Below are 12491 nucleotides of genomic sequence, written 5' to 3' on the forward strand. Positions count from 1 at the left end.
CGGGCGCCGCCCCGGTGGGGTGCGGGGTGTCAGCCGACGCCGACCGCGGTCCAGGCCGCGGCGACCGTCTTGGCTTCGGTGCTGTCCGCGCCGTACAGGTCCGTCGCCGCCTTCAGGGTGCCTTCGCGGGCCGCCTTGTAGTCGGTCTTGGACGTGAAGTACGTGGTCAGCGCCTTGTACCAGACCTGCAGGGCCTTGTCGCGGCCGATTCCGGTGACGGTGGAGCCGTCCTTGGTGGGCGAGTCGTAGCTGACGTCGTTGATCTTCTTCGCGCCGCTGCCCTCGGCGAGGAGGTAGAAGAAGTGGTTGGCGACGCCGGAGGAGTAGTGGACGTCCTTGTCGCCGACGTCCGCGGACCAGTAGTCGGCGGAGCCGCCGTCCTTGCTGGGCTTGTCCATGTAGCGCAGCGGGGTGCCGTCGCCGTTGATGTCGATCTTCTCGCCGATGAGGTAGTCGCCGACGTCGGTTGCGTTGTCGGCGTAGAACTCCACGCCGGTGCCGAAGATGTCGCTGGTGGCCTCGTTGAGGCCGCCGGACTCACCGGAGTACTCCAGGCCCGCGGTGTTGGAGGTGACGCCGTGGCTCATCTCGTGGCCGGCGACGTCGAGGGAGGTGAGGGGGGCGGCGTCCTTGGTGCCGTCGCCGTAGGTCATGCAGAAGCAGCTGTCGTCCCAGAAGGCGTTGACGTAGGCGTTGCCGTAGTGGACGCGGGAGTAGGCGCCGACGCCGTCGTTCTTGATGCCGCTGCGGTTGAAGGTCTTCTTGTAGAAGTCCCAGGTCTCCTGGGCGCCGTAGGCGGCGTCCGCGGCGGCGGTGCCCGCGTTGGAGGCCTTTCCGTCGCCCCAGGTGTCGCTGTCCTGGGTGAACAGCTTGCCGGTGCCGTCGGAGCCGTGGTCGAGGTTGTAGGTCTTGTGGCCGCCGCGGCTTGCGTCGGTGAGGGTGTACGACGATCCGGACTGGGTGCTGGTCAGGTCGACCTTGCCGCTGTACTGGGTGTTGCCGACGCCGGTCTCGATGCCCTGGTACTGGAAGAGCTTCTTGCCGGTGGCGGCGTCGGTGACGACGTGCAGCTCGTTGGGGGTGCCGTCGTCCTGGAGGCCGCCGACGACCGTCTCGTAGGCGAGGACGGGTGTGCCGGAGGCGGCCCAGATCACCTTGCGTGCGCCGGTGGCGGAGGACTTGGCGGAGCCGAGGGTCCTGGCGGCGGAGACGGCCTGCTTCTCGGCGTGGGCGGCGGAGATCCGCGGCGTGAGCGAGGCGGGCTTGATGGCGGAGGTGGTCGCTCTGGTGACGCCCTCGCTCTTGCCGGACCTGGCCGTGTGGACGACGAGGTCGCCGCCGAGCACGGGCAGGCCCGCGTAGGTGCGCTCGTAGCGGGTGTGGGTGGTGCCGTCGGTGTCCCTGACGACGTCCTTGACGACCAGCTTCTCCTTGGCGCCGAGGCCTATGCGCTGCGCGGTGCCGGCGGCGCCGGCCTGCGCCTTGTGGATCAGCGTGGTGCGGGCGGCGGCCGACAGGGTGGTCGGGGCCGCGGCGAGCGGCTTCGCGGCCGCGGGTTCTGCCGGGATCTGGGCGGAGGCACTGCCGGCCAGGCCCGTGGAGAGCAGGGCGCCGGCCGCCACCGCGGTGGCGATGGCCAAAGTGGTGCGCGGGTGACGCACGTTGAGGAGGCTCACGAACAAAGGCTCCTTGTTGTGGGGGGTACGCCGCCTGGCCGGTGTGGGGCCGGCCCGGGCGGACATGGGATGGATCGTGCTCGTACAGCGGGTGGACAGAGACTGACACTTATGACGTGCTCATGTCACTACCTGCCGGGTGCTGCCGGTCGAGAATCGGCCGACCTGCGCGAGCGGGGAAAACGGCAGGTGGGAGCGGCGGCGCGCACATGTTGTGTGCGGCCGCGGGTGCCGCCGATCGCGGGGCGCCGCGACGGGCGGGGGTGCCGTGGGTGGACCGCGGGCGGATGCGGGCGGGTGCGGGCGGTCAGTGCCTCACCGGGCCGGGGCGGACGGCAGCCGCAGCCGCAGCTGTAGCTGTAGCCGTAGCTATGGCTGTAGCGGCTGTTGTGGTCGTGCCGCACGGTTCCCGGCTGTCACCTCGCGCAGGCGGGGGTGCCGGTGCGGGCGTGCGCGTCCGTGGGCCCGGCGGCGGTCAGGTGCGTCCCGGGCATCCCTGGCACAGCAGGCGGAGCCGTGCGGCGGGCAGGCCGGAAGCGGTGGGGCGCATGAAGTCTCCATGAAGTGTGGGGGGTTGGAGATGCACACACGAGAAAACCCCAGTCGCGTCGCCGCGGGCTACGCGGGAGGACCAGATACGACAACTCCCCCACGTCCCCTTCACGGGGTGGTCACCGCAGCGGCGGTCGCACGGGCCGGCCCGCACACATCCCGCACACGTCCGACCGTCTCGCACACACATCCCGGCCGGTCCGCGGGGCGGGTGTGTGCGGGGTTGATGTGTCCTCAGGCGCCGGCTTCGAGCAGGTCGTTGGGGTGGAAGGTGCGGCGGTAGGCGGCGGGTGAGACGCCGAAGGCGGCGCGCATGTGGGCGCGCAGGGAGTTGGCGGAGCCGAAGCCGGAGCGGTGGGCGACCAGGTCGATGGACAGGTCGGTGGTCTCCAGCAACTGCTTGGCCAGTTCCAGGCGTTGTGCGGTGAGCCACTGCACGGGGGTCATGCCGACCTCGTCGCGGAAGCGGCGGGTGAAGGAGCGCAGGCTCATCCGGGCGTGTTCGGCCAGGCGGTTCAGGGAGAGGGGTTCGCAGAGGTGTTCCAGGGCCCAGGCGCGGGTGGCGGTGGTGGTGGCGACGGTGGGTTCGGGCACCGGGCGGTCGATGTACTGGGCCTGGCCGCCGTCCCGCCAGGGCGGTACGACGCACATGCGGGCGGCGCGGTTGGCGGCGGCGGCGCCGTGGTCGCGGCGGATCATGTGCAGGCACAGGTCGACGCCGGCGGCGACGCCCGCGGAGGTCAGGACGTCGCCGTCGTCGACGAAGAGGACCTCCTCGTCGACCTTGACGCGGGGGTAGGCGCGGCGGAACTCGGGGGCGAGGTTCCAGTGGGTGGTGGCGGGCCGGCCGTCGAGGAGGCCCGCGGCGGCCAGGACGTAGGAGCCGGTGCAGATGGACACCAGGCGGGTGCCGGGCCGGATGCCGGCGATGGCCGCGGTGACCTCGGGCGGCAGCGGGCCGCCGCGGCCCAGCTCGGGCATGGCGTGCGTGGGCGGGACGATCACGGTGTCCGCGGCGGCCAGGGCCTCGGGGCCGGCCGCGGGCTGCACGGTGAACCCGGCGTCGCTGAGGACCGGGGCGCCGTCGGCGGTGCAGACGGTGACCTCGTACAGCGGGCGTCCGCCGTCGTCCAGGACGCTGCCGAAGACGCGGGAGGGGATGCCGAGCTCGAAGGGCGGGACGCCGGGCAGGGCGAGGACGGCGATGCGGTGCCGTCCGGCCGCGTCGGCGCTCCGGTCGGGGCGGGGGTCGGTGCACGGCCACTGCATCTCGCTCATGGCCAGATCCTGTCACATAGTGGCCAAACGGCCAACACCATGGTGGGGGCGGGTGCCGGATCGTGGACTCACGTCGCCCCGGGAGAGGCCCGGGCGGCCGGTATCCGATCGAGACGAAATGTGAGGCGGACAGCATGCGTGCGGTGGTCGTGGAGCAGTGGGGCGGACCGGAGATGCTCGTCGAGCGCGAGGTCGCCCGGCCCGAGCCGGGACTGAACGAGGTCCTGGTGCGGGTCCACGCGGCCGGAGTGAACCCGGTGGACTTCAAGACCCGGGCCAGCGGGGCCCTGATCGAGTGGGGCGCTCTTCCGGCGGTCGGCTGGGACGTCTCCGGCACCGTGGAGGCCGTCGGACCGGGCGTGGGGATGTTCCGCCCCGGCGACGAGGTCTACGGCATGCCGCTGTTCCCGCGGCAGGCCGGCGCCTACGCCGAGTACGTCGTCGCCCCGGCCCGCCACCTGGCGCCCAAGCCGGCGAACCTCACCCACGTGCAGGCGGCGGCGCTGCCGCTGGCCGCGCTGACCGCCTGGCAGGCCCTGGTGGACACCGCCCAGGTGCGCGCCGGTGAGCGGGTGCTGGTGCACGCGGCGGCCGGCGGGGTCGGCCACCTGGCCGTGCAGATCGCCAAGGCCCGCGGCGCGTACGTCATCGGCACGGCCAGCGCCGGCAAGCACGACCTGCTGCGGCAGCTGGGCGCGGACGAGGTGATCGACTACCGCACGGTCCGCTTCGAGGACGCCGTCGGGGACGTCGACGTGGTGCTGGACGGGCTCGGCGGCCAGAACGCCGAGCGGTCCCTGAAGGTGCTGCGCCCGGGCGGCCGGCTGATCACCCTGCCCGGCCCCGACGACGTCCCCGCCGACGTCCCCGAGCACGTGCGGGCGGTGTGGATGCTGGTCGAGCCCGACCACCTGGGCCTGCGTGAGATCGCCGCCCTGGCCGAGCGGGGCGCGCTCACGCCCGTGGTGGAGACCGTCGTACCGCTGGCCGAGGCCGCGAAGGCGCACGAGATCGGTGAGCAGGGCCGCACCACCGGGAAGATCGTCCTGAGCGTCGTCTGACCGCCGGCCGGGTCAGGTTGGCCGGGTCAGGTTGGCCGGGTCGGCTGGGTCGGCTGGGGTGGCCGGGTCGGGTCGGCCGGGTCGGCTGCGGGCAGGTGGAGTGGGACTGGAGCCCTGGGACCGGCAGGTCCTGGGGCTCCGGGCGTTGCCGGGTGGGGGCGGCTCGGGGCTTCGGGGTAGCGGTTCGCGCGGGAGTGGCGGCTCGCGCGGGGGTTGGGCTGCGGCTCGCGCCGGGAGTGTCTTCGGTGGTGGGAGAGCTGCGGCTCGCGCGGGGGCGGTGCGAGCAGCGGTGGCCGGGGGCCTGCTGCTGCCGGCGGGTGTTCGCGGCCGGTGTGTGCGGTGCCGGGGAGGGCGCGCTGCGGGTCCCAGGACGCCCGCGGTGCCGGGGGCGGTGGTCTCGTCGGCCGCCCGGCGGCGACGCCCGGCCGTGCCGGCGCCCGGCATGTCGACGCCCAGCGGTATCCGCGCCCGACCACGTCGGTGAACCGCACCTGCACCGCGCCGGGGACGGGCCCGGCGCGGTGCCCGCCGGATCGCCTTCGGCCCGCGGTGCGGCCACGCCGCTCCCCCACCCCCCGATCGGTCTCGCCCCCGCACATGTCCCACGGGGCCGGCGGACACCCCTGCTTCGCCGGGCCGGTGAGGGTGTGTCAGGTGCGCCGGGCGCGGCACTGCGCCGCCGTGGGGGCGGATACGCCCTGACTTCCGGCCATTCTGCGGGGTGTGACGACCATGGCGACCTGGCCTTTCACCCCCTCAAGACTAGTCAGATTCACACTAGTCCGAACTGAATGGAGATCTGCCGCAGGTGGGCCGTGGCCGTGACCTGCCCACACGGCGTTCACACCCCGCACACAGAGAGGGCACGTCTCAAACACGGTCCGTCAACTGGCCTTGCCCCGTTGCTCAGGCGAAGCTGCTCCCGGCCCACAAGGCCGTCGACCCTCACGAAGGAGCTTTCATGCGCACGAACCTGCGCTTCGCCGTCACCGCCGCGGCAGCCACCGCCCTGATCGGTGGAGCGCTCGCCGTCACCTCGGTCACCGCCACCGCGGCACCGGCCGGCCTGTACGCGCCCTCGGCCCTGGTCCTGACCGTGACCCACCCCGGCGGGACGACCGACACCGCAGCTCGCGCCGTCACCCTGAGCTGCATGCCCGGCGCCGGCGGCACCCATCCCGATCCCGCCGGGGCCTGCGCCGACCTGCGCGCCGCCGGCGGACAGTTCGACTCGCTGCTGTCCACGGCGCCCGGCCAGGCGTGTACGCGGCTGTGGTCGCCCGTCACCGTCACGGTCGACGGTGTCTGGCAGGGCACGCGCACTTCGTGGAAACACACCTTTGCGAACTCCTGCGAAATGAACAACGCCGTCGAGCAGAGCAGCCTGCTCAACTTCTGATCCCGCGGGCGCTCCCCCGCCCCGGCTTCCCGGCCCTGCCCGGAAGTGGCCCTTGCCTGCCGCGCGCCAGTGTTCCCGCGTGGCAGGCAGGGGCATGTCCACGGCGCGTTACGACGGGCGCGTCGAGCGGGTGGCGCGTCCAGCGGTGGCGGAGCCCGCGGGGATCGGGCGGGTGTGGCGGCTGTCCGAGGCATCGCTGGAGCTCGCGGCCACGGGTGTCAGCGCACCTGCGCCGAAGCGGGCGGCCCGCGGGCGGACACCGAAGTGCCCCGACCCGCCTTCGAGTTCGGGGCACTGATCGGAGGCGGCCAGCGGCATCACGGTCCGTGTGCGGGCAGCCGCCACCGGCTCCCCCCGACCCCCATCAGGCCCCCAAGTCCCCCGAATAGTGCGGGTTTTGGGCCGGTGGTGGGCCGCCGAAAAGCAGATAGCACGGTCGTTCGTGCAGTTTTAGGCTCGGGTCCATGACCCGTCACGCAGCGGACATCGTCGAGTGGGACCGGATCGCGGTACGGGAGGCGGTGCGGGTGGTGGATCTGGCGGGGGACGACGACTGGGGACGCGACAGCCCGTGTGCGGGGTGGACGCTGCGTCGGCTCGTGGCGCACATGGCGGCTCAGCACCACGGTTTCGCGGCCGCCGCGCGGGGCTTGGGCCACGAGGCCGCCCGCTGGCAGGAACCGCGGGACAGGGGCGAGCCGGCACGGGTGCACCGCGCGGCCGCGACGGCCGTTCTCGACGCTTTCGGTGAACCGGGTGTCCTGGAAAGGGAGTTCGTGCTGCCGGAGCTGGGCAGCGCCGTCCCCGGCCGCCGGGCCGTCGGCTTCCATCTGGTCGACTACGTGGTGCACGCCTGGGACGTCGCCGTCACCCTCGGCGTGGAGGTCCTTCTGCCGGACGAGGTGCTGCGTGCGGCACTGGCCGTCGCCCGGCGCGTCCCGGCCGACCCGGCCCTGCGGGGGCCCGGCTCCGCCTTCGCCCCCGTGGTGCCCGCACCCGCCGGGGAGGCCGAGGGGGCGGGAGCGCTGGAGGAGACGCTGCGGCTGCTGGGGAGGCGGCCGGAGCTGTGGCCGGTGCGCGGGTGAGCCCATGCCCACGGCCCACCACGCGACAGCGCCTTGCGTGCGCTGCGGCTGCGGCCGGGCGCCGCAGCCCCGCCTCGGGCGGCGCAGCGGGCGCCCGGCGCGGTCGCCTCGGCCGCCGGTCACGACGCCGGGAGTGGTCCTCCCGGCCGTACCGCGCGCGCCTCGGGGCCGCGGCGACGGCCAGGACGGGGCGGGTCGGCGGTGAGGGGCGGGCGGCGGTGTGCGCGCCGGGTGGGCGACGCCCGTGACGGCGTGTTCGCCGAACGGCTCCGGCCGCCCCCCCCCGGCTCGCGGGAGGCGGCACCGGGTGCGCCGGGGGGCCGGTGGCGGGCGGCCCCGGCGCGGTGAGGGCTACTCAGGGGTCTCCTCGGCCAGGGTGTGTGCCACCAGGGCGTTGGCGTGGCCGTGCGACCAGGTCGACGCCAGGATCGAGCTGGTGGCGGACGTCCCCGCCGACGCCGCCTCGCTGGACGAGAACCTCAACCGGCTCGCCCGCCGGTTCGTGGGCACCCTCACCCAGCCCCGGGTGCTGCAGCTGCGGCGGCTGATCATCGCCAACGCCGAAGCCTTCCCCGAGCTGGGCACCGCCTGGTACACGCAGGGGTTCGAGCGGGTCCTGGAGACCCTGGCGGCCACCTTCGCGCGCCTGTCCGACCAGCGGCTGCTGCGGGTGGACGATCCGCTGCCGGCCGCCCACCACTTCGCCGGCCTGCTGCTGTGGATCCCGGTGGACAAGGCGATGTGCACCGGCTCGCCCGAGCACACGGAGGCCGACCTCGGCAACTGGGCCGCTGCCGGCGTCCGCGCCTTCCCCGCCGCCTACCGCTGACCGTCACGGCGCAGCGCCCCGCCCCGGCCCGAACGGGGAGCACCTGTCCTGCTCCGCGCGCATCGTGGAGCGCGACGGGGCCCGTCCGGCCTGCCGCGACCGGCCCGCCTGTCGTGCCGGCGCACGGGCCGGCCGGGCGAGCGGGCGAGCGGGACGGCCCCGTCCGGGCCCTGCCGCCCGGGGCACCGTGCCGTCGCCGTGGACCAGCGCGGTCACGGCGCGAGCGACCGGCACCCCGCGGGAGGTGGGCCGGGCCGCCCACGCCGCCGACGTGATGACCGTGGTCGAGCGGCTCCGAGATGCGCCAGGACCCCGGCAGGGGGGTGCCGGGGTCCTTCTGTCGTGCTGTGGGTACCGACTCCGGGCCGGCGGGAGGCGGCCGGCGCGGAGCCGGGACGGGCGCCTGGTCTGCTCTGCCCGGCGCCTGGTCTGCTCTGCCCGTTCTGTCGGCGTCAGGCTGGGGTGTTCGGCTGCGGCCGGCCGCCCTGGGTGCGCAGTTGCTCGTTGATGCGCTGGGCTTCTTCGAGCTGGTCCTCGAGGATGACGATGCGGCAGGCGGCCTCGATGGGGGTGCCCTGGTCGACGAGTTCACGGGCGCGGGCGGCGATGCGCAGCTGGTACCGCGAGTAGCGGCGGTGGCCGCCTTCGGAGCGCAACGGGGTGATCAGGCGGTGTTCGCCGAGGGTGCGGAGGAAGGCGGGGGTGGTGCCGAGCATCTCGGCGGCCCGGCCCATGGTGTAGGCGGGGTAGTCGTCGTCGTCGAGATTGCTGGCGGACCGGGTACTGGCAGGGGGCATAAACCTCTTCTTTCACGGACGCGTCGGGGCCCGGGCCGCCGTACGGCGGCCCGGGCCCCGAGCTTTCAACACCATCTACCGGCCGACTGCGCCGGCCTTCTGTGTCCGCAGGGTCCGCCTGGGAGGACGGGGCTGCGGGGATCGCGGATGCGTGACCGGGGACCACCTTCCAATCCGGGGCCTTGCGGTACCCGAGCGGACTACCTCCTCGCCCGGGCGATCCTGATGGCGCTCTGCTCCTTACCTTCGACTACTCGGTGGCACTGCTACATACCGCGGGTACTGCTCGCAACCCCACGGGTCGCGTCCCGCTGACCTGTTCGCACGGCGTTCATCCGTGCCCACGTCGACTTCCTGGGTACGCCAGAAAAGATAACTCCGTAGCTGGGCAATGTCTACCTTCGCCACGACAGATTTCCTCCGTGGCCGTCACCCTGACTCCTGCCCCGAAGACACCTGGAAGAGGGCTGCGCCCGGTTGACTCCGGGCCCGGACGGATCGACGGGCGGATCGACGTGACCGATACGGAGACGACCCGCCGACGACCCGGCCGGGGCTTGCGTCGTGAGGCATGCCCACCGCCCCACCGGCACCACCGCACCCGGGACACCGCCCGCACCCTCCTCGGCAGCCCTCAGCATCCCTCGACAGCCCGGCACCGGGCCCGCGGAGGAGCCCACCGGACCGCGGAGGAGTCCACCGGGCCGCGGAGGAGTCCACCGGGCCGTCGGCTGAGGCGACCTGGCCGTTCGGGCCGCTCCGCGGCTTCTACTGCTGCGCCGGCCCCATGGGCCGGGCGGCGGCCTGGACGAGGTTGTGCTCCAGGCGCTCCAGGGTGGCGAGGGCGTCGGCGCGTTCGTCGTCGGAGAAGCCCGCGGTGGAGAAGTCCTCCAGCCGGCTCCAGACCTCTTCGACCTCCCGGCGCAGGGCGTGGCTGGCGGCCGTGGGTTCGATGAGGGAGGCCCGCTTGTCGGTGGGCGAGGCGCGGCGGCGCACGAAGCCGGCCTGTTCGAGGCGGCGGACGGTGCGGGTCATGGTGGCGGCGTCGGAGTCCAGCAGGCGTACCAGGTCGATCTGGCGCTGGGGGCCGAGTTCCCACAGGTGCATCATGACCAGCTCCTGGCCCGGGTGCAGGCCGATGCGGCGCAGCAGCTGTCCGGCGAACATGCGGTGCAGGCGGGCGAGTCGGAAGATGGCGTGGCTGATCGGCCCGCCGCCGGCCGCGCCCGGGACCGGGACGGTGGCCTCCTGTGGCGCCGCCGCGGCTTCCTGCCCGGCGTCAGGTGTCGACTCGGCCATCTCTTCCTCACTCTCCTGCTTGGACAGGACAACTCTACCTTTCACCGGAGGCCCGCCACGGGCTTCCCGCCTCTTCAGGAATGCATCGATGCAGCTAGATGGGTGTTTCATGGCGTCGCTTCCGGCCCCGGGGAATGAACCAGCGGGCGTTTACTGTTCGGACAAGTGATTTACTTGTCCGGACAGGCAATGGGTGGGGCGCCGGTACGCCCGGCCCCCGCACGCCACGCATCACCGAGGAGAGCCCTATGACCACCGCGTTCGACCCGATCGTCCTGGGCGGCACGCCCCTGGCCAACCGCGTCGTGATGGCGCCGATGACCCGCAGCCGCGCCTACGGAGCGGGCGCCGAGCCGACCGAGCTGATGGCGACGTACTACGCGCAGCGCGCCGGCGCCGGCCTGATCGTCACGGAGGGCATCCAGCCCTCCCCCGTCGGCCAGGGCTACCCCGACACCCCCGGCCTGCACACCCCGGGGCAGGTGCGGGCGTGGCGGACGGTGACCGACGCCGTGCACCGCGAGGGCGGCGTGATCTTCGCGCAGCTGATGCACACCGGCCGCATCGGCCACCCGAGCCTGCTGCCCGGTCACCTGGTGCCGGTGGCGCCGTCGGCCGTGGCCGCCCGGGGCCGGGTCTACACCCACGAGGGGCCGAAGGAGTTCGTGACGCCGAAGGAGCTCGGCGAGGCGGAGATCGCGCAGACCGTCGCCGACTTCGCGGCCGCGGCCCGCAACGCCGTCGCGGCCGGCTTCGACGGCGTGGAGATCCACGGCGCCAACGGCTACCTGATCCACCAGTTCCTCAGCGACAACGCCAACCTGCGCACCGACGCCTGGGGCGGCGGCGAGGGCCGGATCCGCTTCGCCGTCGAGGTCGTCACCGCCGTGGCCGAGGCGGTCGGCGGCCGGCGGGTGGGGCTGCGGATCTCGCCGGGCAACCCCTTCAACGACATCACCGAGGCCAGTCCGGGCGAGGTCTACGGCGCCCTGCTGGACCGGCTCGCCCCCCTGGGCCTGGCCTACCTGCACCTGCTGGAGGGCCCGGACGCCGAGCTGACCGGGCGGCTGCGCAAGGCCTGGCCCGGCACGTTCGTCCTCAACCCCTTCACCCACCCCGACGCCACCGGCCCCGACGCGCTCACGCTGGTCGAGGAGGGCGCCGCGGACATGGTGGCCTACGGCGCGCTGTTCCTCGCCAACCCCGACCTGCCCCGGCGCCTGGCCGCCGGCGGCCCGTTCAACACCCCCGACCCGGCCACCTTCTACGGCGGCGACCACCGCGGCTACACCGACTACCCCGCCCTCACCGCCTGAACGCCCGCCCCCACCGCCTGCCCCCATCGCCTGGAGGGACCGATGTCCCGAGCGATCACTTTCTCCGAGTACGGCGCGCCCGAGGTGCTGCGGCCGGCCGAGGTCCCCTTGCCGGAGCCCGGCCCCGGCCAGGTCCGCATCCGGGTGCGGGCCGCGTCCGTGAACCCCCTGGATCTGAAGATCCGCTCCGGTGCGATGGCCGGAGCGTTCCCCGTCCGTTTCCCCATGGTCCCCGGGCTGGACGCGGCCGGTGTCGTCGACGCCGCCGGCGAGAACGCCGGCGCGGCCGTCGGCGACGCGGTCCTCGGGGCCACCGTCGGCGGGAGCTACGCCGCGTACGCGCTGGTGCAGGAGCCGGTGGCCAAACCCGCCGCCCTGTCGTGGGAGGTCGCCGCCTCGCTGGTCACCGTCGGCCGGACCGCCGCCCGCGTCCTGGGCGAACTCGGCGTGCGGGCGGGCGCAACCCTGCTCGTGCACGGCGCCGGCGGCAGCGTGGGCATCCTCGCGGTGCAGCTGGCCGCCGCCCGCGGGCTCACCGTCGTCGCCACGGCCGGCGAGCACGACGTGGAGCGGGTCACCGCGCTGGGTGCCACCGCGGTCCGCTACGGCGACGGCTGGCCCCAGCGGGTGCGGGACGCGGCACCCCGGAAAGTCGACTACGTCCTGGACGCCTCCGGTGCCGGGGTCCTCGCCGACTCCGTCGCCCTGACCGGCGACAGCGCACGCGTCGTCACCATCGCCGACATGTCCGCCGCCGAGCACGGCGTCCGCTTCAGCGCCGGCACCGCCCCGGCCGGCCCGGCCGGCCAGGGCGGCCGGGGCGCCGGGGCGGCCGGGGCGGCCGGGGCGGCCGGGGCGGCCGGGCCGAGGACCCGCTGCCGGAACTGGCCCGGACGGCCGCGGCCGGCACACTCACCCTGCCCGTCTGGCGGACCTACCCCCTGGATGAGGCCGCCGCCGCACACGCCGACCTCGAAGCCCACCGCAACCACGGCAAGACCGTCCTGCTGCCCTGACCCACACCGCCCGCCCCCTGCGGGGCCGGTCCGCGTCAACTCCCCTGGTCAGCCGCCCCTGTTCGTCCGCCGGTCCCGCCTTCGTGCCGGTGTGCACGGCGCGGGCCCGGGTGGCCGGCCGGGCGGCGGCCTGCCCGCGGCGGGAGCCGCGGAACGCACGGGGCACCGCACCGTCCGGGCCGC

General features: G+C 74.2%; 10 protein-coding genes and 1 pseudogene. 7 read left to right on the forward strand and 4 right to left on the reverse strand.

Features of this window, described 5'->3' with window-relative positions; genetic code table 11:
- Positions 1 to 29: 29 nt before the first annotated feature.
- A complete protein-coding gene (locus tag N8I86_RS38435; protein WP_263280292.1) occupies positions 30 to 1676 on the reverse strand; it encodes a M4 family metallopeptidase in 1647 nt (548 codons plus the stop codon).
- Between the two features lie 786 nt (positions 1677 to 2462).
- Positions 2463 to 3497, reverse strand: coding sequence for a GlxA family transcriptional regulator (locus N8I86_RS38440; RefSeq protein WP_263280309.1), 1035 nt, complete (start codon positions 3495 to 3497; stop codon positions 2463 to 2465).
- A gap of 143 nt (positions 3498 to 3640) precedes the next feature.
- On the opposite strand from N8I86_RS38440, the gene N8I86_RS38445 reads away from it, so the two are divergent.
- The 4 genes from N8I86_RS38445 (at position 3641) to N8I86_RS38460 (ending at position 7880) form a co-directional block, all read left to right on the forward strand.
- A complete protein-coding gene (locus N8I86_RS38445) occupies positions 3641 to 4567 on the forward strand; it encodes an NADP-dependent oxidoreductase (RefSeq protein WP_073898843.1) in 927 nt (308 codons plus the stop codon).
- Between the two features lie 961 nt (positions 4568 to 5528).
- Entirely contained in the window at positions 5529 to 5966 is a 438-nt protein-coding gene (locus N8I86_RS38450) for a subtilase-type protease inhibitor (protein ID WP_073898841.1), read from the forward strand.
- A gap of 464 nt (positions 5967 to 6430) precedes the next feature.
- Positions 6431 to 7051, forward strand: coding sequence for a TIGR03086 family metal-binding protein (locus tag N8I86_RS38455; RefSeq protein ID WP_123439510.1), 621 nt, complete (start codon positions 6431 to 6433; stop codon positions 7049 to 7051).
- 376 nt (positions 7052 to 7427) lie between these two features.
- On the forward strand, positions 7428 to 7880 hold the full coding sequence (locus N8I86_RS38460; RefSeq protein WP_263280293.1) for a TetR/AcrR family transcriptional regulator C-terminal domain-containing protein: 453 nt from the start codon (positions 7428 to 7430) through the stop codon (positions 7878 to 7880).
- 452 nt (positions 7881 to 8332) lie between these two features.
- Here the strand turns inward: N8I86_RS38460 and N8I86_RS38465 are convergent, their stop codons facing one another.
- Together N8I86_RS38465 and N8I86_RS38470 are read right to left on the reverse strand one after the other, a co-directional pair.
- Positions 8333 to 8677 (reverse strand): MerR family transcriptional regulator, encoded by a 345-nt coding sequence (locus tag N8I86_RS38465; protein WP_073898833.1) that lies wholly within the window; start codon positions 8675 to 8677, stop codon positions 8333 to 8335.
- Between the two features lie 768 nt (positions 8678 to 9445).
- Complete coding sequence (locus N8I86_RS38470; RefSeq protein WP_263280294.1) at positions 9446 to 9976, reverse strand: MarR family winged helix-turn-helix transcriptional regulator; 531 nt, start codon at positions 9974 to 9976, stop codon at positions 9446 to 9448.
- 248 nt (positions 9977 to 10224) lie between these two features.
- Here N8I86_RS38470 and N8I86_RS38475 point away from each other — a divergent pair, with 248 nt between their 5' ends.
- The 3 genes and pseudogenes from N8I86_RS38475 (at position 10225) to N8I86_RS38485 (ending at position 12308) form a co-directional block, all read left to right on the forward strand.
- Positions 10225 to 11292, forward strand: a complete 1068-nt coding sequence (locus N8I86_RS38475) for an alkene reductase (RefSeq protein WP_263280295.1) — start codon at positions 10225 to 10227, stop codon at positions 11290 to 11292.
- Positions 11293 to 11334: 42 nt separating this feature from the next.
- Positions 11335 to 11979, forward strand: a pseudogene (locus N8I86_RS38480) (NADP-dependent oxidoreductase); the annotation flags it as partial.
- A 230-nt stretch (positions 11980 to 12209) separates the two neighbouring features.
- Positions 12210 to 12308: a zinc-binding dehydrogenase gene (locus tag N8I86_RS38485; protein WP_263280310.1), complete on the forward strand. Its 99-nt coding sequence runs from the start codon at positions 12210 to 12212 to the stop codon at positions 12306 to 12308.
- The last annotated feature ends 183 nt before the right edge of the window (positions 12309 to 12491 follow it).

The organism is Streptomyces albidicamelliae (assembly GCF_025642175.1).
Classification (GTDB): domain Bacteria; phylum Actinomycetota; class Actinomycetes; order Streptomycetales; family Streptomycetaceae; genus Streptomyces; species Streptomyces albidocamelliae.